The sequence below is a fragment of the Aeromonas sp. V90_14 genome, from assembly GCF_029967615.1.
GTDB classification, from domain to species: Bacteria; Pseudomonadota; Gammaproteobacteria; order Enterobacterales; family Aeromonadaceae; genus Aeromonas; species Aeromonas hydrophila.
In genome coordinates, this window is sequence record NZ_JASCAS010000031.1 from 11,708 (window position 1) to 35,802 (window position 24,095).

Here is a 24,095-nt window from a genome sequence, read left to right on the forward strand (position 1 = left end):
CAATCATGGAACTGGCATTCTATGCCGCGGCCCTGGTCGCCATTTACAGCACGCTGCGGGTGATCAGCACCAGCAATCCGATGCACGCGCTGCTCAATCTCATTATCTCCCTCATCGCCGTGGCCATGATCTTCTTCTGCCTGGGCGCCTCCTTCGCGGGTGCCCTGCAAGTGATCGTCTATGCGGGCGCCATCATGGTGCTGTTCGTGTTCGTGGTGATGATGCTGAACCTGGGCTCGGCCCAGGATCAGGAAAAGAACTGGCTCACCCCCACCACCTGGGTGGGCCCCGGCCTGCTTTCGCTCATTCTGCTGGGTTTTCTGGCCTACGGCATTCTCGGGGTCACCGGCGGTGAACTCGGTCTGACCGACGTCAGTGCCAAAGCGGTCGGCATAGCCCTGTTCGGTCCTTACGTGCTGGCGGTGGAGCTTGCCTCCATCCTGCTGCTGGCGGGTCTGGTCACCGCCTATCACCTGGGCCGTGAAGACAAGAGCGGGGAAGTGCTCTCCGTGCCAAAAGCCTCGGCACATCCGTCTCAAGAAGGAGGTCAATGATGAACGGAATCCCGATGGAACACGGCCTGCTGCTGGCTGCCGTGCTGTTCTGTATCGGCCTGTGTGGCCTGCTGATACGTCGCAACTTGCTGTTTATCCTCATGAGTATCGAGATCATGATGAACGCGTCGGCACTGGCATTCGTGGTGGCTGGCAGCCGCTGGGCCCAGGCCGATGGCCAGATCATGTACATACTGGTGATTTCTCTGGCGGCAGCGGAGGCCAGTATCGGCCTCGCCCTGTTACTGCTGCTCTATCGTCGTTACCACACCCTCAACGTGGACACTGTGAGCGAGATGCGCGGATGAGCCTCCTATACCTGACTTTTCTGTTTCCGCTGCTGGGATGGCTGGTGCTGGCCTTCTCCATCGGTCGTTTCGGCGAGCGCACTGCTGCGCTCATCGGCGTCGGCAGCATAGGGCTGTCGGCCCTCACTACCCTGTGGGTCGGCATCGATTTCCTCAACACCATGCCAACGGGCGGCGTCTATACCCAGACCTTGTGGCAGTGGATCTCGGTGGGTAAATTCACCCCCACCTTCCGCCTGGCGCTGGACGGCCTGTCGCTGACCATGCTCGGCGTGGTCACCGGAGTGGGTTTCTTCATCCACCTGTTCGCCTCCTGGTACATGCGCGGGGAAGAGGGCTATTCGCGCTTCTTCACCTACACCAACCTGTTCATCGCCAGTATGGTGTTCCTGGTGCTGGCCGATGACCTGCTGTTCGTCTACCTCGGCTGGGAAGGGGTGGGGCTGTGCAGCTACCTGCTGATCGGCTTCTACTACCGCAACCCGGCCAACGGCGCTGCCGCCCTCAAGGCGTTCGTGGTGACCCGGGTCGGCGACGTGTTCCTCGCCATCGGTCTGTTCGTCCTCTACCGTGAGCTGGGTACCCTCAACATTCACGAGTTGCTGGTACGCGCACCGCTGATGTTTGCCGAGGGATCCCCTGCCCTGTCGTTTGCCTGTCTGATGCTGCTTGGCGGCGCCGTCGGCAAATCGGCCCAACTGCCACTGCAAACCTGGCTGGCGGATGCGATGGCGGGCCCGACCCCGGTCTCGGCGCTGATCCACGCTGCCACCATGGTGACCGCCGGTGTCTATCTCATCGCCCGTACCCACGGTCTGTTCCTGCTGGCTCCCGAGATCCTGCATCTGGTGGCGCTGGTCGGTGCCATCACCCTGGTGCTGGCAGGCTTTGCCGCCCTAGTGCAAACCGACATCAAGCGGATCCTGGCTTACTCCACCATGAGCCAGATCGGCTACATGTTCCTGGCCCTCGGTGTTGGCGCCTGGGAAGGGGCCATCTTCCACCTGATGACCCACGCCTTCTTCAAGGCGCTGCTGTTCCTCTCCGCCGGTGCCGTGATCGTCGCGACCCACCACGAGCAGAACATCTTCAAGATGGGAGGCCTGCGCAAGAGCCTGCCGCTGGTCTATGCCTGCTTCCTGGTCGGGGGATCGGCCCTGGCCGCGCTGCCGCTGGTGACCGCCGGTTTCTACAGTAAAGACGCCATCCTGTGGCAGGTGCAGGCCAGCGGCCAGAGCGCCCTGCTGTGGGCCGGTCTGGGCGGTGCCTTCCTCACCTCCCTCTACACCTTCCGCCTGATCTTCATCGCCTTCCACGGCAAGGAGCAGACCCAGGCTCACGCCGGTCACGGGCTGGCCCATCAGCTGCCGCTGCTGGTCCTGCTGGTGCTCTCCACCGGTATCGGCGCCTTGATCGTGCCGCCGCTGGCGGGAGTACTGCCGGCTGGTCCTGGGGATCACATCGAAGAGGGGCGCCATGGGCTGGAGATCACCTCCGCCGTCATCGCCATCGCCGGCATTGCCCTGGCCGCCTTCCTGTTCCTGGGCGAGCGCCGCCTGGCCAGCAGCGTGGCCAACAGCGCGCCGGGCAAGTTGCTCAGCACTCTCTGGTTCAATGCCTGGGGCTTTGACTGGCTTTACGATCAGCTGTGGGTCAAGCCGTATCTGCTGGCAACCCGGCTGCTCGGCAAGGATCCGCTGGACTGGATGATGAACCTGCCGGCCTGGCTGGCACAGAGTGGCCACCAGCTGTTGGCCTGGACCGTTTCCGGCAAGTTGCGCTGGTATGCAGCCTCCATGGGGATGGGCGCCGCCCTGATCCTGGCCCTGCTGCTGCTCGGCTGATCCCGTGATGCAGCCCCTGAACTCGCAGCAAGCCCACGGGCCTGCACAGTGACTAGAACATAGACGAGAGCTGATATCGTGACCTTACTCTGGATCTTGTTAATACCCTTCATCGGCGGTCTGCTCTGTTGGCAGACCGAGCGATTCGGCGAGTACTTCGTACGCTGGGTCGCCCTGCTGTCGATGAGCGCCTGTCTGCTGCTCTCCTGCGCCATCTGGTGGAGCGGTGACTTCACCCTGGCCGCCCAGGGCGGCGTGCCCGTCTGGGCCGCCGAACTGCAACTGCCCTGGATCCCCCGCTTCGGCATCTCATTGCACCTGGCGGTGGATGGCTTGTCGCTGTTGATGGTGATCCTCACCTGCTTTATCGGCGTGCTGGCCATCCTCTGTTCCTGGAAGGAAATCGTGCAGCGCATCGGCTTCTTCCACCTCAACCTGCTGTGGATCCTGGGTGGCGTGCTCGGCGTCTTCATGGCGCTGGACCTGTTCCTCTTCTTCTTCTTCTGGGAGATGATGCTGGTACCGATGTACTTCCTGATTGCGCTGTGGGGCCACTCGGTCACCGACGGCAAATCCCGGATCAACGCCGCCACCAAGTTCTTCATCTACACCCAGGTCAGCGGCCTCATCATGCTGGTCGCCATCCTCGGCCTGGTGCTGACTCACCATGCCGCCACCGGCGTGTTCACCTTTGACTATCAGGACTTGCTGAATACCCCGATGAGCAAGGGTGTGCAGTGGCTGCTGATGCTGGGCTTCTTCATCGCCTTCGCGGTCAAGATGCCGCTGGTACCGCTGCACGGCTGGCTGCCGGATGCCCACAGCCAGGCACCGACCGCGGGTTCCGTGGATTTGGCGGGGATCCTGCTGAAGACCGCCGCCTACGGTCTGCTGCGCTTCGCCCTGCCGCTGTTCCCGGAGGCGTCCGCCGAATTTGCCCCCTACGCCATGGTGCTGGGTCTCATCGGCATCGTCTACGGCGCCATCGTGGCGTTCGCCCAGACCGACATCAAGCGGCTGGTGGCCTACACCAGCATCTCCCACATGGGCTTCGTGATGATCGCCATCTACTCCGGTAGCGAACTGGCCCTGCAGGGCGCCGTGGTGCAGATGATCGCCCACGGCCTCTCCGCCGCCGGCCTCTTCATCCTGTGCGGTCAGCTCTACGAGCGGCTGCACACCCGGGACCTGCGCCTGATGGGCGGGCTGTGGGGCCGTCTGCGCTACCTGCCCGGCGTGATGCTGTTCTTCTCGGTCGCCTCTCTGGGGATGCCGGGCACCGGCAACTTCGTCGGCGAGTTCCTGATCCTCATCGGCAGCTTCCAGGTTGCCCCCGTGCTTACCATCATCGCCACCTTCGGCCTGGTGCTGGCTTCGGTCTACTCCCTCATCATGCTGCAGCGCGCCTGCTTCGGTACCCCCAAGGACGAGAGCGTCCTCAAGGGGCTCGACAGCCGCGAGCTGGTGATGATGATGACCATTGCCGGTCTCTTGGTGCTGCTCGGTGTCTATCCCCAACCTGTGCTCGACACCGCGGGCAACAGCCTGCTGAGCGTGCTGCACTGGTACGCCCTGCCCTTCGCAGGAGCATTGCAATGAGAGTGACCGCTGTTAAACCGCTGGCCCTGTTGCCTTCCTTGTCCATTACAGGAGCACTGCAATGACCTTCACCGCTTCGCAACTGCTGGCCCTGCTGCCCCTGTTGCTGACAACCGGGGCCATGGTGGCCCTGATGCTGGCCATCGCCTGGAAACGGTGCGATGACACCGCCTTCGTGGTCACCATCGCCGGCCTCAACCTGGCGCTATTCTCCCTGCCCATCGTGATGGCGCAAGGCGATCAGGGGGTCACCCCGCTGCTGCAGATAGACGGCTACGCCGTCTTCTACATGGGCTTGGTGCTCATCGGTGCCCTAGCGACCTGTACCTTCGGCCGCTCCTGGCTCAAGGGCTATCCGGACAATCGGGAAGAGTTCTACCTGCTGCTGCTGATCGCCACCGCCGGTGGCCTGGTGCTGGCCGGCTCCCGTCACCTCGCCTCCCTGTTCATCGGGATCGAGATGCTGACCCTGCCGATGTTCGGTCTGGTGGGCTACGCCTATCGCGAGCGCCACTCGCTGGAGGCCAGCATCAAGTACATGGTGCTCTCCGCCGCCGCCACCGCCTTCCTGCTGTTCGGCATGGCGCTGCTCTATGCCCAGGCCGGCAGCCTGAGCTTCAGCGATCTGGGGCTGACCCTGGCCACCACCCCGGCTCACCACCCGTTGCTGATGGGCGGTCTGGGTCTGATGCTGGTCGGCTTTGCCTTCAAGCTCTCCCTGGCACCGTTCCACCTCTGGACCCCGGACGTGTACGAAGGGGCGCCGGCCCCGGTGGCCACCTTCCTCGCCACCGTCAGCAAGATCGCGGTGTTCTGCGTGCTGCTTCGCTTCTACCTGGCGGTGCCCGCCGCCGCGGATCCCATGATCCACTGGCTGCTGGCCGCCATGGCGGTGGTCTCCATCGTCATCGGCAACCTGCTGGCTCTGCTGCAGACCAACATCAAGCGGATGATGGGTTACTCCTCCATCTCCCACTTCGGCTACCTGCTGGCGGTGATCGTGGCGAGCCGTCTCGGCCAGATGCCGGTGGAAGCGGCCGGTGTCTATCTGCTGATGTATCTGTTCACCAGCCTGGGGGCCTTCGGCGTCATCAGCATGATGTCCAGCCCCTATCGCGGCAAGGATGCGGACTCCCTGCACAGCTACCGCGGCCTGTTCTGGCGTCGTCCCTACCTGACCGCTGTGCTGACCGTGATGATGCTCTCGCTGGCCGGTATCCCCATGACGCTCGGCTTCATCGGCAAGTTCTACCTGATCGGGGTGACCGTCGATGCGAAGCTGTGGTGGCTCTCCGGCGCCATCGTGCTCGGCAGTGCGCTGGGTCTCTACTACTACCTGCGGGTCATGGTCACCCTCTACTTGCGCGAGCCCGGCATGCAACTGCGCGACGCCAAGGGAGACTGGGCCATCACCTCCGGTGGTCTGGTGGTACTGCTCTCCGCCGCGCTGGTGGTGGTACTGGGTCTCTATCCCCAGCCGGTCATCAGCCTGGTGCAGGGCTTCCAGAACGTGGTGCTGCACTGATTTCACGCCACTCAAAAAAACCGGCCCAAGTGGCCGGTTTTTTTATCTCCACAGCGCTGGATGCCTGACCAGCCGTCTCAAATTTATCTGCCTTTATAACGGCTTATGGCCGCTTGCCGGACACGACCGGGTATCCACCGCGCCCCCCTTGCTGATATATTGATGATTGGCAGGAAAGGAGTTCCGAGCGATGATGCAGCCCGCGTTTCATTCATTCGATACGCAGCCACTGACCGAGGCACTGCGCCCCTATCGTGGCCAGCGGCTCGACGTCTTGCTGGCCGAGCAGGATGCAGAGCACGTTGCCGACCTGCAGCAGCAATGTAGCCACCTCGACATTCAACTCAGCGGCGCCCTCTTTCCGCGCCTTCTCAGCCGTCACGGCTTTCATGAGCGCGGTGCCTGGCTGCTACCGCGCCCGGCCTCCCACGCCCCGCTGCTCATCCCGCTCGATCCCGTCGCCAGCGCCGATGAGCAGGCCCGTCTGCTCTGCGACGCGCTCGCCCCCCAGCTTGCCCAGTGGCCGCCAGCCGAAGGCATACCGACCCTCTTTCTGACTTTCGATGCCATGATCCCCAACATCGCCTCCCTCCTCGAGGGGATCTATCTGCATCTCGCGGACAGGGTCCACTATGCCGGTGTCAATGCGGGCAGCGGCCAGTTTCGCCCCATGCCCTGCCTGTTCGACAACCACAGGCTGCTGGAACAGGCGGTCTGCTGCACCCTGCTGCCCCATCGCAGCTACCCTCTGCTCGAGCACGGCTATCAGCTCACCGCCCAGCCCATGCTGGCCACCAGCAGCGAGGGCAACAAGATCTCCTTCATCGACTGGCAGCCCGCCTTCAGCCGCTACCAGTCTCTGGTCCAGCAACAGTTCCAGCAGCGCCTGACTCCGGAGCAGTTCTACCAGTACGGCGTCCACCTGCCGCTTGGGCTGCTGCGGGCCAACGGCGACGTCATCGTGCGCATCCCGGTCGCCGTCACCGACGAGGGGGCGCTGCTCTGCGTCGGGGAAGTGCCGGATCACAGCATCCTCACCCTGCTCAAGGCGCCGCACAGCCCGACCGCCCACGCCATCGAGCTGGCCGAAAAACTGAGCCGGCACGGGGCGCCGGAACGCCTCGAGATCTACTACTGCGCCGGCCGCCAGCAGCACTTCGGCGAACAGAGCACCTTGGAGCTGGAGACCCTCTTCAGCCACAGCGGCGCCCACCAGCTGGTCGGCGCCCTCTCCCTTGGCGAGATTGGCAGCCTGCGGCCGGGGGACTATCCGCTGTTTCACAACGGCGCCATTCTCTGCAACGGGGAGGGAACACGATGAACAACGACCACGCCATGGCCATCGTCTGCGATCTCGCCCTCTGCATCGGCCGCGAGGTCACGCTGGATGCCCTGCTGACCAAGGTGCTGCAGCGCTTTCTGTTTCACTGCGCCTTCCCGGTCGGACTGGTACTGCAGCAGTTGCCGCAGGGGGAGTACAAGATCATCAAGGCGATCGGCGACGAGCAGCTGCTTCGCCATCAGGGAGAGCCGCTCGCACTGCCCCACTGGGTCAGCGACGGCGAGCAGTGCATCCTGCGGGCAGCGCTGCCGCTGCCAGGTTCGCGCCCCTACCCGTTTGCCTATCGGCTGCGGATCGAGGGGGGCTACCTGATGCTGCTGCTCTCCCCCAATGCGGAGCAGCAGGGGGAGCAGCTCTGTCACCTGTTCAGCCCCATCCTCGGCAACCTGGCCCGCGCCATCCAGCTGTGCCGGGACAGCGAGCAGCTGGCCCTGCGCCAGCAGGCGGAGCTGGTCGACATGCAGCGCTTCAACGAGTCCCTGCTCAAGGCTATCCCCATCCCGGTGTTCTACAAGGATGTCGAGGGACGCTTCATCAGCTGCAACCCGACCTTCACCCAGATCACCGGCATCAGCAAGGCCGAGCTGCAGGGCAAGCGGGTGGACGAGATCCTCCCCCCCGAGATGGCCGACGAATACACCCAGCGCGACCTGGAGGTGCTGCGCAGCAGGCAGCCGCAATATTTCGAGCACACCCTGTTTGATCGCAGCGGCCACCGCTATCAGGTGCTCAACTTCAAGGATCTCTTCTACGACCATCAGGGCGAGGTGGCCGGCATCATTGGTGCCCTGGTCGACATCACCCACATCAAGGAGAGCGAGCAGCAGCAACGGACCCTGCTGTTCCAGACCATAGCGGCGCTCTCCTCCGCCATCGCCCACAAGGATCCCGGCACCGCGGGCCACGAGCGGCGTGTGCACGATCTCGCGCTGGCCATCGGCCAGCATCTGCAACTTTCCCAAGAACGCCTCGACGGGCTGGGCCTCGCCGCCATGGTGCACAACATAGGCCTGTTGCAGATCCCGGCGGAGATCCTCACCCGCCCCCGCGCATTGAGGGAGGTGGAGTTCGAACTCATCAAGCAGCACCCGCAGGCGGGCTGTGAAATCCTGCAGCAGATAGACTTCCCCTGGCCCATCACCGCCATCGTGCAGCAGCACCATGAGAACCTGGACGGCAGCGGCTATCCGCAGGGGCTGCAGGGGGATGCCATCTCGCTGGAGGCGCGCATCATCCGGGTGGCGGATTCTCTCGCTGCCATGACCGCCCACCGCCCGTTCCGGCGAGCCATGTCCCTCACCGATGCCTTTGCCGAACTGACCCGCTATGCCGGCGTCCACTACGACGAGCAGGTGGTCAGCGCCTGCTTTGCCGTGTGGCAGGCGGGTTATTGCTTTGCCCCCCTTTGACCGAGGCAGGATGAAATGAGTTCAAGACCCGCACCGCCCTTTCCCCCGCTGCCCACGGCCGCCCTGCTTGGCCAGGTGATGGATCAGCTGCCCTATCGGGTGCTGCTCAAAGACACCCGCTCCGTCTTCATCGCCTGCAACCGGCTGCTGGCAGACGATCTCACCCTCACCCCGGCCGAACTGGTCGGCAAGTGCGATGCCGACTTCTTCCCGGCCGAACTGGCCAAGCGCTATCGGGATGACGATCTGAGGGTCATGGCCAGCGGCACCACCCAGCGCCATGAAGAGCCCTATCTGAAGGGGGGCGAGGCCCGCTGGCTCAGCACCACCAAGTTTCCCCTGCACAACGAGCTGGGCCAGGTGGTCGGGGTCGGCGTCTTCTTCGACGACATCACCGAGAAAAAACAGCAGCAGGAGCGGTTGCAGCAATACACCTGGACCCTGGAGGCCATCGGCCGCGCCCACCACGCCATGCTCAAGCAGGATGATGAGCAGACCCTGTTGCAGGAGATCTGCGACGCCATCACCTTCGATGGCCGCTTTTCCCTCGTCACCGTGCTGCAGGAAAACAGTGACCAGCACACCCTGCAGGTGCTGGCGCAGGCAGGCAACGCGGTCTGGTTTGCCAGCGACGACTGGCTGACCCGGGATCCCGCCCTGCATCAGGCCATCGGCACCGGGACACCGTGCAACGAAGCCCTGGCCAGCGCACTGGTGCACCACTCGGCCACCCTGCGCGCCCGTCTGCTGTTGCCGCTGCACTGGCACGCTGGCGGGTATGGCGGCCTGCTCATTCACAGTGAACAGGCCCGCCCCTTCACCGACGAAGAGGTGCACCTCTTCAGCCAGCTGGCGGACTACCTTGCCTACGGCCTGCAGGCCCGCGCGACCCAGCAGGCCTATCTCACCGCCCAGCGCGACAAGGTGCTGCACGCCCGCCAACTGGAGCTGGCGCTGGAAGATGCCCTCGGCGCCATTGCCGCCGTGCTGGAGCAGCGCGATCCCTACACCGCCGGCCACCAGAAGCATGTCGCCACCCTGGCGCTGGCCATCGGCCGCGAGCTGAAGCTGGACGAGAAGCGGCTGAGGGGGCTCTATCTGGGAGCCATGGTGCACGACATCGGCAAGATACAGGTGCCACTCGACATCCTCACCAAACCGGGTCGGCTGACTCCCCAAGAGTTCAACCTGGTCAAGGAGCACCCGGGCGCCGGCTATCAGGTGCTTAAAGACATCGCCCTGCCCTGGCCCGTCGCCCAGATGATCCACCAGCACCACGAGTTCATCGACGGCTCCGGCTACCCGGCGGGGCTCAAGGGCGAGCAGATCCTGCTGGAGGCCCGCATCCTCACGGTGGCCGACATCGTGGAGTCCATGTCCTCCGATCGCCCCTACCGCGCCGCCCTCGGCATTCCCCAGGCCAGGGCCCATATCATCGAACTGCGGGGCAGCAAGCTGGATGCAGCGGTAGTGGATGCCTGCCTGCGCATCCTCGATCGCGGGGATTTCACCCCCCATGAGCTGGGCCACGGCCAGTTCTAGCGGGCAAGCCGCCATAAAAAAACCGGCCACAGGGGCCGGTTTTTTGTTTGCGATGCGCGCTTAACCCAGACGTACCCGGGCGTTGCGGAACATCCGCATCCAGGCGCCATCCTCGCCCCAGTTGTCCGGGTGCCAGGAGTTGGCCACGGTGCGGAACACCCGCTCCGGGTGCGGCATCATGATGGTGGCGCGCCCGTCCGTGGTGGTGACCGCGGTGATACCCGCCGGTGCACCGTTCGGGTTGGCCGGGTACTGCTCGGTCACCTGACCGCGGTTGTCGACGAAACGCAGCCCCACCAGCCCGCTCTGTTGCAGCGCAGCCAGGTGAGCGGCATCGCGCACCTCCACTCGCCCTTCCCCGTGGGAGACGGCAATGGGCATCACCGAGCCTGCCATGCCGGCGAAGAAGGCCGACGGGGAGTCCTGCACTTCCACCAGGCTGAAGCGGGCCTCGAAGCGCTCGGAGCGGTTGCGCACGAAGCGCGGCCACAGATCGGCCCCCGGGATCAGCTCGCGCAGGTTGGACATCATCTGGCAACCGTTGCACACCCCCAGGGAGAGGGTGTCGCCGCGCTCGAAGAAGCGCTGGAACTGCTCGCGAGCACCGTCGTTGAACAGGATGGACTTGGCCCAGCCTTCGCCCGCCCCCAGCACGTCGCCGTAGGAGAAGCCGCCACAGGCCACCAGACTCTGGAACGCATCCAGCTTGATGCGCCCCTCGAGGATGTCGCTCATGTGCACGTCCACCGCCGCAAAGCCGGCGCGGTCAAACGCCGCCGCCATCTCCACGTGGGAGTTGACCCCCTGCTCGCGCAGCACCGCCAGACGGGGGGAGACCCCGCGGGCAATGTAGGGTGCTGCCACGTCCTCGGCCGGGTGGTAGCTGAGCTTGGCCTGCAGGCCAGGATCGGCTGCGTCCTGACGGGCGGCATGCTCCTGATCCGCGCACTCCGGGTTGTCGCGCAGGCGCTGCATCTGCCAGCTGGTCTCGCCCCAGATGGTACGCAGAGCGGTACGGCTGGCGCGGTAAACCTCCTGACCGGCCCGCTGCAGGGTGATGAGATCCCCTTCGCGCACCGTGCCAAGCACGTGGGAGCAAGCCGCCAGGCCGTGACCGGCCAGCAGGGTCATCACCGCTTCCTTGTCTTCACGACGCACCTGGATGACGGCGCCCAGCTCCTCGTTGAACAGGGCCGGCAGCAGCTCGCCGCCGATGCGATCCAGCTGCAGGTCGAGACCGCAGTGACCGGCGAAGGCCATCTCCACCAGGGTGACAAACAGGCCGCCGTCGGAGCGGTCGTGGTAGGCGACGAGTTTGCGATCGCTCACCAGCGCCTGGATGGCGTTGAAGAAGCCCTTGAGCTGGACCGGGTTGTCCAGGTCCGGCGCCTTGTCACCCAGCTGGCGATAGACCTGGGCCAGGGCGGAGGCGCCGAGGCGCTGCTTGCCGTTGCCAAGGTCGATGAGGATAAGGTCGGTCTCACCGAGATCGGTACGCAGCTGCGGCGTGACGGTGTTGCGCACATCCTCCACCCGGGCAAAGGCCGAGATGAGCAGGGAGAGCGGCGAGGTGACGCTGTGCTCCTTGCCATCCTGCTGCCAGCAGGTCTTCATGGACATGGAGTCCTTGCCCACCGGGATGGTGATGCCAAGGGCCGGGCAGAGCTCCTCGCCCACCGCTTTGACCGCCTCGTAGAGGCCGGCATCTTCGCCCGGGTGACCGGCGGCGGCCATCCAGTTGGCGGAGAGCTTGACCCGCTTGAGCGAGCCGATGTGGGCCGGCGCCAGGTTGGTGAGCGCTTCCGCCACTGCCATGCGAGCGGAGGCGGCGTGGGAGAGCAGCGCCACCGGGGTGCGCTCGCCCATCGACATGGCTTCGCCGTGGTAGCTGTCGTAGGTGGCGGCGGTGACGGCGCAGTCAGCCACCGGGATCTGCCAGGGGCCGACCATCTGGTCGCGGTTGACCAGACCGGTCACGCTGCGATCGCCGATGGTGATGAGGAAGGACTTCTCCGCCACGGTGGGCAGGCGCAGCACCCGTTCGGCAGCCTCGCCCAGGGTGATGCCATCGAGCGCCAGCGGCTTGCCCTGCGCCGGCAGGCTTGCAACCTCGCGGTGCATCTTGGGGGTCTTGCCCAGCAGCACATCCAGCGGCAGATCGATGGGGTGGTTGTCAAAGTGCTCATCCGAGAGAGTGAGATGCTTCTCTTCGGTGGCGCTGCCGATGACGGCATAGGGGGCGCGCTCGCGCTCGCACAGCGCCTTGAACAGCGGCAGCTTCTCCTTTGCCACCGCCAGTACGTAACGCTCCTGGGATTCGTTGCACCAGATCTCGAGCGGGCTCATGCCCGGCTCGTCGTTCGGAATGGCGCGCAAGGAGAAACGACCGCCGCGATCGCCGTCGCTCACCAGTTCCGGCATGGCGTTGGAGAGGCCACCGGCGCCCACGTCGTGGATAAATACGATGGGGTTGTCGTCTCCCAGCTGCCAGCAGCGGTCGATCACCTCCTGGCAACGGCGCTCCATCTCGGGGTTGTCGCGCTGCACCGAGGCAAAGTCGAGATCTTCTGCCGACTGACCGGAGGCCATGGAGGAGGCGGCACCGCCACCCAGACCGATGTTCATGGCCGGGCCACCCAGCACGATGAGGGCAGCCCCCACCGGGATCTCCCCTTTCTGGACGTGCTCGCTGCGGATGTTGCCGATACCGCCCGCCAGCATGATGGGCTTGTGGTAGCCGCGCACCTCGACGCCGTTGTGGCTCGGCACCTGCTCTTCGAAGGTACGGAAGTAGCCGAGAATGGCCGGACGGCCGAACTCGTTGTTGAAGGCGGCGCCGCCGAGCGGCCCCTCCTGCATGATGTCAAACGCGCTGACGATGCGGCTCGGCTTGCCGAAATCCTGCTCCCAGGGCTGCTCGAAGCCGGGGATGCGCAGGTTGGAGACCGAGAAACCTACCAGCCCCGCCTTGGGCTTGGCACCGCGACCGGTGGCACCCTCATCGCGAATTTCGCCGCCGGAGCCGGTAGCGGCGCCCGGGAAGGGGGAGATGGCAGTCGGGTGGTTATGGGTCTCCACCTTCATCAGGATGTCGACGCGCTCCTGATGATAGTGATACTCGCCGCTGGCGGGGCTCGGGAAGAAGCGGCCCCCCTGGCTCCCTTCCATCACGGCAGCGTTGTCTTTATAGGCAGACAGGACATGATCCGGCGTCTGCTCGAAGGTGTTCTTGATCATCTTGAACAGCGACTTGGGCTGCTGCTCACCGTCGATGGTCCAGTCGGCATTGAAGATCTTGTGGCGGCAGTGCTCGGAGTTCGCCTGGGCAAACATGTAGAGCTCGATGTCGTTGGGGTTGCGACCCAGCCTAGTGAAATTCTCCACCAGATAGTCGATTTCGTCGTCGGCCAGGGCCAGACCCAGCGCCACGTTGGCCTCTGCCAAGGCTGCGCGACCACCGCCCAGCACATCCACCTGGGTGAAGGGGCGCGGCTCGTGGTGGGCAAACAGGGCGGCGGCCTCGTTCATCTCGCCAAACACCGTCTCCATCATGCGGTCGTGCAGCACGGCGGCCACGTCGGCACGCTGGGCGGCGCTCAGCTCACCCTTGGCCTGCACGTAATAGGCGATGCCGCGTTCGAGCCGCTTGACCTGATTCAGGCCGCAGTTGTGGGCGATGTCGGTTGCTTTGGAAGACCAGGGGGAGATAGTGCCGGGGCGGGGGGTAACGAGAAACAGCTGACCGCTGGGGGTGTGTTCGGGGATGGTCGGGCCGTAGCGCAGGAGCTGGCCCAAGGTCGCTCGCTCCGGGGGCGACAGCGGGCTCGAGAGCTCGGCAAAGTGCACGTATTCGGCATAGACATCCTCTATCTCTACTCCTCTCTCCTGTTTCATCTGCGCGAAGCGTTGCAGCAGTTTTTGGACACGAAACTCAGACAGTGCGGGGGCACCACGCAAGATATCCATATGACCTTTCTCACCAAGTGTTGAAGTGGGGGGGAATTGAGACGCGCGTATTATAGGGATCAGGCCCATGCCGGACAAACGTTTTTCTTGTTTTGCCCAGTGTGACTCGGTGCACACTCTCTGGTATAAAGGTGCCTCTTTTTTGACAAATGCCGATTTTTTCAACAAGGGCACTCACCTACTTGCGCTGCATTTTTCGACTGTTTATCGGGCTGATGTTGCTGCTGACCCTGGTCGGTTGCGACTTCTACACCCCCTCCAGCCAGCTGGAGCAGATCCGCCAGCGAGGCGAGATCCGGGTTGGCACCATCTACGGCCCCACCTCTTATTACCAGCGTGACGACACCGCCCAGGGGTTCGATTACGAGCTGGCGCAGAGCTATGCCGACTGGCTGGGGGTCAAGCTGACCATAGTGCCGGTCTACTCCACCGCCGAACTGGTGGAACTGCTGAGAAAGGGCAAGCTGGATCTGGCTGCCGCCGCCATCGTGGTCACCCCGGAGCGGCGCCAGCTGTTTCGCTTCGGCCCCGGCTTCTACCAGGTCTCCCCCAAGCTGGTCTATCGCAACGGCTCTCCCAAGCCCAAGGACATCGGCGATCTCAAGGGCAACATAGTGGTGCCGGCCGGTTCCACCGGAGAAGACCTGCTCAAGGAGCTGGCCAAGCAGTACCCCAACCTGAAGTGGAGCACCAATCGGGATGCCGACGTGGAGGAGCTGCTCAAGCAGGTGGCCGACGGCAAGATTGACTACACGGTGGTGCAGGATACCGTGCTGGCCCGCACCCAGCGCTACTACCCCGAGCTCACCGAAGGGATGACCCTGGCCAAGAACCAGACCGTGGCCTGGGCCATGACCAAGCTGCCGGACGACAGCCTCTACGCCAGCATCATCGACTTCTTCGGCCAGCGCTTCATGGACGGCGCCATCGCCAAGCTCGACGAGAAGTACTTCGGCCACGTGCAGAATTTCGACTTCGTCGACACCCGCACCTTCCTGCAGCGGGCCAAGAGCCTGCTGCCCAAGTATCAGGATCTGTTCAAGACCCACGCCAACGTGGTGGACTGGCGCCTGCTGGCCGCCATCAGCTATCAGGAGTCCCATTGGGATCCGGAGGCGCGCTCCTACACCGGGGTGCGCGGCATGATGATGCTGACCGAGCCCACCGCCAAGGCGATGGGGGTCAACAACCGGCTGCACCCGGAGGAGAGCATCAAGGGCGGCGCCCGTTATCTGGAGCAGATGATGGAGAAGGTGCCCGCCTCGGTGCCCGATGACGAGAAGGTGTGGTTTGCCCTCACCGCCTACAACATCGGTTACGGCCACATGATGGATGCCCGCCGCCTGACCAAGGAGCTCGGCAAAAATCCCGATGCCTGGAGCGACGTCAAAGAGGTGCTGCCGCTGCTGCAACAGTCGCGCTGGCATCGCAAGGTACGCTACGGCTATGCCCGCGGCGGCGAGGCGCGCAACTACGTCAACAACGTGCGCCAGTACTACCAGAGCCTGCTCTGGCTCGACAACGAGCAGCAGAAAGCCCACCGCCGTGAAGAGCTGGACGATGACGACAGCAGCGAGCCGCCCAGTGCCGAGCGCCCCACCGTCATCGCCGAAGTGGTCAAGCAGATCACCCTGCGCTGATCCCTTGTTGACAGGTTTGTTTTTCGGGTGGTTTCTCTGTTACCATCCGACCATACCGGAGCCTATCCGAAACTGTTTTTATCGCGCTATTTCATCCACTTGCACTCGGGATGACAGCACTTTCAGATAGGCTCCCATCATCACCCAAGGCCGGGATGGCCACCCAATGGGAGGAGACCAAGATGCGAGCTCGCAGAAGAACGACACTGGTCAGAAAAGCAAAGTGCGGCTGGAGCCCCAGACGCAAACTCAAGCTCAATGACATCAAACGCAAGATATGGCGCCGAAACCGCTCCTTCACCTTGCTGATAGCAGAACACACAGCATAAACCCGGCAATTACCGGGTTTTTTATCGCCTCAATTCCCCGCCTGCGGGCTCACCTCAAACACCACTGCCCGCTTCGATACCAGGCTTTTGCAGTGATTGCAGAAGTAATCCACCGCGCCGCAGGCCTTGAGCCGCTCCAGCTCCTGCCGGCAGGTCGGGCAGAGGGCCCGGATCTGGAAACGGGCCTGGCACTGGCTGCAGGTGGTCTCGCGGCTGCGACTGTCCAGCTCGCCCTGACAGGCAGGGCAGTGAAGGTGACTCATGGTTGGCTCCTCGCAAAGTGAATGTGCAGTGGGCCCACCCACTGCACATTCCCCTGGCCTCAGAAAAAACGGCTGCCGGTGAGGGCAGCCGCTGGGCCTTATTTCTTGGCTTTGGCCTTGAGCAGGCGCTTGCGTTGACGCTCCTGGCTCAGGGTCAGGGTATTTTTCTTGCCCTCGAACGGGTTGGCCGACTCCTGGAACTCGACCCGGACCGGCGTCCCCATGATCTTCAGCGACTTGCGGAAGTAGTTGATGAGGTAGCGCTTGTAGGAATCCGGCAAGTCGTTCAGCTGGTTGCCGTGGATCACGATGCGCGGCGGGTTGTAGCCACCGGCGTGGGCATATTTGAGCTTGACCCGGCGACCGTTCACCATCGGCGGCTGGTGGTCTTCCTGCGCCATCTGCATGATGCGGGTCAGCATGGCGGTGCTGGTACGGCGGGTAGCGGACTGGTAGGCCTCCTGGATGGATTCGAACAGGTGGCCAACCCCGCTGCCGTGCAGGGCGGAGATGAAGTGCACGCGGGCGAAGTCGATGAAGCCCAGACGACGATCGAGCTCGTTCTTGACGTCCTCTTTCACCTTCTGATCCAGCCCGTCCCACTTGTTCACCACCAGTACCACGGAGCGGCCGGTGTTGAGCACGAAACCGAGGATGCTCAAGTCCTGATCGGTGATGGTCTCCTGGGCGTCGATCACCAGCAGGCAAACGTTGGCATCTTCAATCGCCTTGAGGGTCTTGATGACGGAGAACTTCTCCACCGTCTCGTGCACCTTGCCGCGACGACGCACGCCGGCGGTGTCGATGATGACGTACTTCTGCTCGTCACGCTCCATCGGGATGTAGACGGAGTCGCGGGTAGTCCCCGGCATGTCATAGACGATGACCCGATCTTCACCCAGCATGCGGTTGGTCAGGGTGGACTTGCCGACGTTGGGGCGACCGACGATGGCAAACTTGATGGGCAGGTCAGCGAACGGCGTCTCCTTGGTGTCTTCCTTGGTGTCGAGTTCACCGGCAGCCACCATGCGCAGCAGGGCTTCTTCGTCGAAGTCCTCTTCTTCCTCATCCTGCGCGGTTTCTTGTGTGGCGGCGTCGACCAGGGTCTCCAGATGGGGGGCCAGCGCCAGCTCCAGCAGGCTCAGTACGCCGCGACCGTGGGCGGCCGCCATCTGGTAGACCTCGCCCAGGGCCAGACCGTAGAACTCGGACACGGCGGAGTCACCGTCGATGCCGTCGGTCTTGTTGGCCACCAGAAACACCTTCTTGTGGGTCTTGCGCAGGTGCTCGGCGATGGCCTGATCCGCCGCGGTCAAACCGGCACGGGCATCCACCATGAACAGCACCACGTCGGCCTCTTCGATGGCCAGCAGGGACTGTTCGGCCATCTTCAGCTCGATCCCCTCTTCGGTGCCATCGATACCGCCGGTATCCACCACGATAAATTCCAGCTCGCCCAACTTCGCCTGGCCGTACTTGCGGTCCCGGGTCAGACCGGGGAAGTCAGCCACCAGGGCATCCCGGGTACGGGTCAGACGGTTAAACAGGGTGGATTTCCCCACGTTGGGGCGGCCCACCAGGGCTACTACAGGAGTCATAAAAGCCTCATTCTCAAGACGACAAAGGCTCCGGGTCCGAAGACCAGGAGCCGGATATTCAGATTGACGGGCGATCAGGGACGCTTGATAGCGTACAACTTGCCGCCACGGCTCTGCACATACAGGGTGTCACCGTCCACCAGGGGGGCGGCGTACAGACCACTGCTGTCGAGCTGCTGCATGGCCTTGATGGTACCGTCGGTACGATCCAGCCAATACAGGTAACCTTCCACATCGCCGACCACCACATAGTCACCCAGGATGACGGGGGCGGTCACGGTGCGGTTTTCCAGCTGGGTATTGGACCACAGCTCGAGACCATTGCGACGGTCGACCGCAAACAGGTGGCTACGGCTGTCGGTCAGCACGATGGCATTGCCGGTCACCGCCATGTCGCGGTAGCCGGAATACTTGCGCTTCCATACCTCGTCACCGGTCATCAGCTTGCGCGCCATCAGCTGGCCATTATAGGCGATGGCATAGAGCTCATCGCCGGCGATCAGCGGGGTGGCGTCCACATCGACCATCCGATCCAGCTCGGTGGCACCGCGCGGGTCAGCGACCTTGGACTGGCGCACCGGCTGACCGTTGCTGAGCAGGGCGATACCCACCTTGCCATCGGCGCGGCCGTACAGCACGGCGCCGTTGGTGATGATGGGGGCGCCGGCGCTGCGCAGGGTCAACGGCGGCTGTTCTTCCGCCAAGGTCCACTGCAGCTTGCCTTCATCGGTATCGAGCGCTACCAGACGGCCCGAGGTGGTCAGCACCACCACCCGGCCATCTTCGACGGCAGGGCTCGCCACCACTTCACCCGGCACCGAAGTCTGCCACAGCACTTCGCCGTTCTCCTGGTTCAGGGCGTAGACTACCCCGTTCTCGGAACCCAGGAACAGCTTGCCGTAACGGGATACCAGGCCACCGGAGAGGCGGGCGCTGCGCTTGTCGGCGTTGATCGGCAAGTCAGCCAGATCCACGCTCCACAGCTCCTTGCCGCTTTCGCGATCAAAGGCGGTCACATCGCCATCGCGAGCGGCGGCATAGATGCGCTCATCTTCCACCACCGGCTTGAGCTGGGAGTAGAAGTCGCCGATGCCGTCACCCACCGAGGAGGACCAGCTGGTATCGGCCGTGAAGGCGGACTCGACCTTGGGCAGCGGTGCCATCGGGTTGAGGTCCTCTTCCGAACTGAACAGGGAGCACCCCTGCAGGGCGAAGGAGACCGCAGCCCCCAACACCACCATCTTGAACAGATTACGCATCCGGAGCCTCACCCGTGGTCACCGCTGGCAACGCCAGATCGTCCATTTTCAGCTTGAGCTCGGCGCTGCCCTGCAGGCCGCCGGCATCGGCTGCCGCCTGATAGGCATCGCGCGCCTCTTCGGCCTTGCCCTGCTTGAGCAGCACGTCGCCGCGCACTTCCGCAACTTGGGCCTTGAAGGCATCGTTGTTGATCTTGCCAAGCTGGGCCAGCGCCTCGTCAGCCTTGCCCTGATCGTTCAGAACCCGGGCCAGACGCAGGGCAGCGATGGGACGGATGCTCTCGTCACCGCTGGTGGCCACCTGAGTCAGCTGCTCGGCAGCCAGATCCAGCTTGCCAGCCTTGACGGCGGCGGCGGCCAGCTGCAGGGCAGCCAGTTCGGCATAGGAGTCACCCTTGTGGGCGCTGATGAAGCTTTGCGCCTGCTCGAAGCCGGCGGCATCACCCTTGGCCAGCTGGGCAGCCATTTCGTTGTAAGCCTGGGAGGCGGTCTCCTGGCTGGTCTGCTGATGCTCGTTGTAGTAGCGCCAGCCAAAGAGTCCAACCAGACCGATAACAGTTCCTGCGATCACCGAGGTTCCGTTCTCTTTCCACCAGCTCTTGATGACCTCAACCTGTTGTTCTTCGGTGGTATAAACTTCCACAGCTTACTCTCCTTTGGCTGCCAGCAGGGCAATGGCGGCGTCGACCGTGACGGTCTGTTGCTCGGCCTGGCCACGCAGATATTTGATGGTGATCTCCCCGTTTTGCACCTCGGTCTCGCCAAGGATCAGGGCAATGGCCGCGCCGCTCTTGTCGGCACGCTTGAGTTGTTTCTTGAAGTTGCCGCCGCCGCAGTGGCTCATCAGGCGCAAGTCAGGCAGGGCATCGCGCAGCCGTTCGGCCAGCTGGAAACCGGCCTGTTCAGTGCCCTCGCCCACCATGGCTAGGTAGACATCCACCGCCGGCCGGATGTCGCCGTTGAGTTCGAGGGTCTCCAGCATCAGCACCAGTCGCTCCATGCCCATGGCGAAACCCACAGCCGGCGTCGGCTGACCACCCAGCTGCTCCACCAGACCGTCGTAGCGACCACCGGCACAGACGGTACCCTGAGCACCCAGGCTGTTGGTGACCCACTCGAACACGGTGAGGTTGTAGTAGTCGAGGCCGCGCACCAGCCGCTCGTTCACTTCGTACTGGATGCCGGCGGACTCGAGCAGGCGCTTGAGCCCCTCGAAGTGGGCCAGGCTCTCTTCGCCCAGGTGATCGAACAGACGCGGGGCACCCACCAGAATGGCTTGTACCTTCTCGTCCTTGGAGTCGAGCACCCGCAGCGGGTTGCTGTACATGCGGCGCTGGCTCTCTTCATCCAGCTGATCCTTGTACTGCTCCAGGTAGGCCACCAGCGCATCGCGGTAGGCGGCGCGCTCGCTGCTCTGGCCGAGGGTGTTGAGCTGCAGGGTCACGTGCTCGCTGATGCCGAACAGACGCCACAGGCGGTGGGTCAGCATGATGAGCTCGGCATCGATATCCGGCCCGTTGATGCCGAACAGCTCGACCCCGAACTGGTGGAACTGGCGATAGCGGCCCTTCTGGGGACGCTCGTGACGGAACATGGGGCCCATGTACCACATCCGGCGTTCCTGGTTGTAAAGCAGACCGTGCTCGATGCCGGCCCGCACGCAGCTGGCGGTGCCTTCCGGGCGCAGGCTCAGGCTGTCGCCGTTGCGGTCTTCAAAGGTGTACATCTCTTTTTCGACCACGTCGGTCACTTCACCGATGGCGCGCTTGAACAGATGGGTCTGCTCGACAATCGGCATGCGCACTTCGCTGTAGCCATAGCTGGCCACGACCTGGCGCAGGATCTGTTCTACTTTCTGCCATACCGGGCTCTGCTCCGGCAGGCAATCATTCATACCGCGAATAGCTTGGATCTGTTTTGCCACGTTGATACTCGAGAAAAAGAGGTAAAATTTGGCCGCATTATAGGGATTTTCGACCCCGAGGTAAAATCAGGGTATTCCAATGCGGGATGTAAAATCAGCAACCTAAAGACAGGGCCACCCTGAGTGGCCCTTGGTTGCTCAACCCTCGTCCACCTGGATCTGGTTGGCCGGATCCAGCATGGCGGCCCGGGCGCGAATGCGGCGCTCCAGGGTCGGGATGAGATCCTTGTTGTCGAGCCGGTCCACTCGCTGACCACCCTCGTAGAAGGCGCTCTTGTTGGCCGCCCCCGCCAGACCCAGATCCGAGACCAGCGCCTCGCCAGGACCGTTCACCACGCAACCGATGATGGAGACATCCATCGGGGTGATGATGTCTTCCAGCCGCTCTTCCAGGGCGTTGACCGTGCCGATGACGTCGAACTCCTGGCGGGAGCAGGAGGGACAGGCGATGAAGTTGATGCCGCGGGAACGGATGCGCAGAGATTTCAGGATGTCGAAACCCACCTTGATCTCTTCCACCGGATCGGCGGCCAGCGAGATGCGCAGGGTGTCGCCGATACCTTCGCTCAGCAGCATGCCAAGACCGATGGCGGACTTCACCGCGCCGGCGCGAAAACCGCCCGCTTCGGTGATGCCCAAATGCAGCGGCTGTTCAATCTGCTTGGCCAGCAGGCGATAGGCGCCGACCGCCAGGAAGACGTCGGACGCCTTGACGCTCACCTTGAAGTTGTCGAAGTTCAGGCGATCCAGATAGTCCACGTGGCGCATGGCTGACTCGAGCAGCGCCTCCGGGGTCGGTTCACCGTACTTCTCCTGAATGTCTTTCTCCAGCGAGCCGCCGTTGACACCGATGCGGATCGGGATGTTGTAGTGACGGGCGCAGTCGACCACGGCGCGGACCCGCTCCTCGTTGCCGATGTTGCCCGGGTTGATGCGCAGGCAATCGGCACCGTATTCGGCCACTTTCAGGGCGATGCGGTAGTCGAAGTGGATATCGGCGACGATGGGAATACGGGTCTGCTGCTTGATGAGCTTGAAGGCTTCCGCCGCTTCCATGGTGGGAACCGAGACCCGCACGATGTCGGCGCCAACCCGCTCGATCCGCTGGATCTGCTCGACGGTGGCGGCCACGTCCGTGGTCTTGGTGTTGGTCATGGTCTGCACCGTGATGGGGGCATCGCCCCCAACCGGTACATTACCGACCATGATCTGCCTGGATTTACGACGAATGATGGGAGATTCGTGAGCGGACATGGCGGACAGATTACTCCTGCGGCAGTGAGAGGCGAGCAGTCCGGCCGTTGTTGTAACGGCTCATGTCGATGGACTTGCCCTGATATTCGATATTGACGGCCATGGGCGCACCAATGATGAATTTGAGCGGCTCGGGTCCTTCCAGTACCAGTTCGTCATTGGCCTTTTTGAGGCCGCTGAACAGGGTCTTGCCCTTGGCATCCTTGACATCCAGCCAGCAGTCGGCGGTGAAGCTCATCTTGAGCTGGGGCACCTTGGCCGGCTCGCTCGCGGCGGTGTCGGCAGCCGGTTGCGTGGCAGTGGCGGCAGAGGTCGCAACAGCCGTGGTCGCCACGGCGCTGCTGGCATCGACCGGCAGCGTGGTCGCGGCGGCACTCGCCACGGGGTCAGCCGAGGTCGCGACCGCAGCGGAAATTGCCGGAGCAACCACAGGGTCAGCCACGTCCACCGCCGGCGGCACGGTGGCGCTCGGGGTGTTGCTGGTTGCGCCCATTTCAGTCGCGGCCAGGGCCTCGTCACCGGCGGAGCGACGGGCCGTGCTCTGCCACCACCAGGCGACGGAGAGCGCGATCAGCATCAGGATCACCAGCCAGGTGACAACCTTGAGGCGGCTGTCGTTGGCCTGCTGACGGGAGCGACGAGAGAAGCTCTGCATGTCGATGTTGTCGGGGGGAGTCAGCCCCAGCTTGTCATAAGCCGCGAGGATGGTCTCTTCCGGGATACCGACCAGCTTGGCATAAGTACGCAGATAACCCCGAATGAAGGTATGGGACGTATGCTTGTCATACGTATCCGATTCGATCGCGGCAATCAGGGTCAGACGAAGGTGAATGCGAGACGCAACCTGTTCTCGTGTCCAGCCGAGCTGTTCACGGGCGTTGCGCAGCAGCTGGCCTGGGCCAACTGCCTGGGAGTCGTCTTGAAAATCGTGTGGCTGTTCAGTAGTCATTGGCTAAGTAACGCTTGGCTTGTTGCGAAGTGGGATATTGCCTTACCAGCTCAGTCCCGAATTGGTGAAGTAGTGCCGGTTTGTCCATGGCCTGCGCCAGCCGCAATCTCAACCAGAGACTGTTCTCGTTCTCGTCTGACACATCGGCAAAACGGGCGAGATAGGCCTGCACATCAGGCAGCTTGCCATCTTTCATGGAAAGCTCCGCCATGTCCAGCAATAACCTTGGATTGCGGGGATTATACCCCAAGGCCAAGCGATAATACTCGCTTGCTTTATCATTTCTGCGATTTTGCGCGGCGCAAAGTGCCGCGTTTTCATAGGTATCGGCAATCTTGATGTAGTTGGGCTGGCTGACGGCCTGCAGGAAGGCCTTTTCCGCCTCGTCGAAGCGACCACGATTGCAAAGGAAGGCGCCATAGTTGTTCATCGCGTCAGCATTGGACGGATCCATGGCAAGGGCTTTCTTGTAGCTCTCTTCGGCCGCCTTGAAATCTTCCACCTGCTGGTAGAAGTAGGCAAAACCGACGTAAACCTGAGGGTTGGCAGGGTCATACTGCAGCGCGCGGTCAAGGTTGAACTTGGCCTGCTCGGCGTTGCCCTGTTGCAGATATTGAATACCCAAATCCAGACGGGTCTGGGCTGCCGCCTTGAGATCGGGACCCACTTCACGCTGAGTGGAATTCTGGCCAGCGTAAGTGGTCTCGGTAACACAGCCTGGCAGCGCGCAGAGCGCTGCCACTACGATCAATGTACGTGTATCCATTCCCTGACTATACAATGGCTTAGC

18 protein-coding genes are annotated in these 24,095 nt (G+C 63.2%); 9 read left to right on the forward strand and 9 right to left on the reverse strand.

Annotation, left to right across the window (positions count from 1 at the left end; genetic code table 11):
* Positions 1-5: 5 nt before the first annotated feature.
* From nuoJ to QLG02_RS11640, 8 genes are all read left to right on the forward strand, one after another.
* Complete coding sequence (gene nuoJ / locus QLG02_RS11605; RefSeq protein WP_011705659.1) at positions 6-554, forward strand: NADH-quinone oxidoreductase subunit J; 549 nt, start codon at positions 6-8, stop codon at positions 552-554.
* Positions 554-862 carry an NADH-quinone oxidoreductase subunit NuoK gene (gene nuoK, locus QLG02_RS11610; protein ID WP_005299823.1) on the forward strand — a complete coding sequence of 103 codons (309 nt, stop codon included), beginning with the start codon at positions 554-556 and terminating at the stop codon, positions 860-862. Before nuoJ ends, nuoK begins: the two co-directional genes overlap by 1 nt.
* Complete coding sequence (gene nuoL / locus QLG02_RS11615; protein ID WP_039214909.1) at positions 859-2,706, forward strand: NADH-quinone oxidoreductase subunit L; 1,848 nt, start codon at positions 859-861, stop codon at positions 2,704-2,706. Before nuoK ends, nuoL begins: the two co-directional genes overlap by 4 nt.
* A 78-nt stretch (positions 2,707-2,784) precedes the next feature.
* Positions 2,785-4,305 (forward strand): NADH-quinone oxidoreductase subunit M, encoded by a 1,521-nt coding sequence (nuoM, locus tag QLG02_RS11620; RefSeq protein WP_016350413.1) that lies wholly within the window; start codon positions 2,785-2,787, stop codon positions 4,303-4,305.
* A 61-nt stretch (positions 4,306-4,366) separates the two neighbouring features.
* The gene (gene nuoN, locus QLG02_RS11625; protein ID WP_282465227.1) at positions 4,367-5,830 is read left to right on the forward strand and encodes an NADH-quinone oxidoreductase subunit NuoN; all 1,464 of its coding nucleotides are present in this window, start codon (positions 4,367-4,369) and stop codon (positions 5,828-5,830) included.
* A gap of 190 nt (positions 5,831-6,020) precedes the next feature.
* The gene (locus QLG02_RS11630; RefSeq protein ID WP_282465228.1) at positions 6,021-7,151 is read left to right on the forward strand and encodes an FIST C-terminal domain-containing protein; all 1,131 of its coding nucleotides are present in this window, start codon (positions 6,021-6,023) and stop codon (positions 7,149-7,151) included.
* Complete coding sequence (locus tag QLG02_RS11635) at positions 7,148-8,581, forward strand: HD domain-containing phosphohydrolase (RefSeq protein ID WP_282465229.1); 1,434 nt, start codon at positions 7,148-7,150, stop codon at positions 8,579-8,581. The genes QLG02_RS11630 and QLG02_RS11635 overlap by 4 nt, the downstream gene beginning before the upstream one ends.
* Positions 8,582-8,596: 15 nt before the next feature.
* Positions 8,597-10,123: an HD domain-containing phosphohydrolase gene (locus QLG02_RS11640; protein ID WP_282465230.1), complete on the forward strand. Its 1,527-nt coding sequence runs from the start codon at positions 8,597-8,599 to the stop codon at positions 10,121-10,123.
* Positions 10,124-10,183: 60 nt separating this feature from the next.
* Here the strand turns inward: QLG02_RS11640 and purL are convergent, their stop codons facing one another.
* Entirely contained in the window at positions 10,184-14,089 is a 3,906-nt protein-coding gene (gene purL, locus QLG02_RS11645; RefSeq protein ID WP_282465231.1) for a phosphoribosylformylglycinamidine synthase, read from the reverse strand.
* Positions 14,090-14,238: 149 nt separating this feature from the next.
* Between purL and mltF the strand changes: the two genes are divergently transcribed.
* Positions 14,239-15,729, forward strand: a complete 1,491-nt coding sequence (gene mltF, locus QLG02_RS11650; protein ID WP_282465232.1) for a membrane-bound lytic murein transglycosylase MltF — start codon at positions 14,239-14,241, stop codon at positions 15,727-15,729.
* Between the two features lie 358 nt (positions 15,730-16,087).
* Here the strand turns inward: mltF and QLG02_RS11655 are convergent, their stop codons facing one another.
* From QLG02_RS11655 to tapF, 8 genes are all read right to left on the reverse strand, one after another.
* Positions 16,088-16,321 carry a zinc ribbon domain-containing protein gene (locus QLG02_RS11655; protein WP_269383611.1) on the reverse strand — a complete coding sequence of 78 codons (234 nt, stop codon included), beginning with the start codon at positions 16,319-16,321 and terminating at the stop codon, positions 16,088-16,090.
* A gap of 98 nt (positions 16,322-16,419) precedes the next feature.
* The gene (gene der / locus QLG02_RS11660; protein WP_011705649.1) at positions 16,420-17,919 is read right to left on the reverse strand and encodes a ribosome biogenesis GTPase Der; all 1,500 of its coding nucleotides are present in this window, start codon (positions 17,917-17,919) and stop codon (positions 16,420-16,422) included.
* A 74-nt stretch (positions 17,920-17,993) separates the two neighbouring features.
* Complete coding sequence (gene bamB / locus QLG02_RS11665; protein WP_282465233.1) at positions 17,994-19,178, reverse strand: outer membrane protein assembly factor BamB; 1,185 nt, start codon at positions 19,176-19,178, stop codon at positions 17,994-17,996.
* A complete protein-coding gene (locus QLG02_RS11670) occupies positions 19,171-19,821 on the reverse strand; it encodes a tetratricopeptide repeat protein (protein ID WP_016350407.1) in 651 nt (216 codons plus the stop codon). Before QLG02_RS11670 ends, bamB begins: the two co-directional genes overlap by 8 nt.
* Positions 19,822-19,824: 3 nt before the next feature.
* Positions 19,825-21,102 (reverse strand): histidine--tRNA ligase, encoded by a 1,278-nt coding sequence (hisS, locus tag QLG02_RS11675; protein WP_011705646.1) that lies wholly within the window; start codon positions 21,100-21,102, stop codon positions 19,825-19,827.
* Positions 21,103-21,240: 138 nt separating this feature from the next.
* Complete coding sequence (gene ispG / locus QLG02_RS11680) at positions 21,241-22,356, reverse strand: flavodoxin-dependent (E)-4-hydroxy-3-methylbut-2-enyl-diphosphate synthase (protein WP_016350405.1); 1,116 nt, start codon at positions 22,354-22,356, stop codon at positions 21,241-21,243.
* A gap of 10 nt (positions 22,357-22,366) precedes the next feature.
* A complete protein-coding gene (locus QLG02_RS11685) occupies positions 22,367-23,305 on the reverse strand; it encodes a RodZ domain-containing protein (RefSeq protein ID WP_282465234.1) in 939 nt (312 codons plus the stop codon).
* On the reverse strand, positions 23,295-24,086 hold the full coding sequence (gene tapF, locus QLG02_RS11690; protein ID WP_011705643.1) for a PilW family type IVa pilus biogenesis/stability lipoprotein TapF: 792 nt from the start codon (positions 24,084-24,086) through the stop codon (positions 23,295-23,297). The genes QLG02_RS11685 and tapF overlap by 11 nt, the downstream gene beginning before the upstream one ends.
* Positions 24,087-24,095 lie beyond the last annotated feature (9 nt).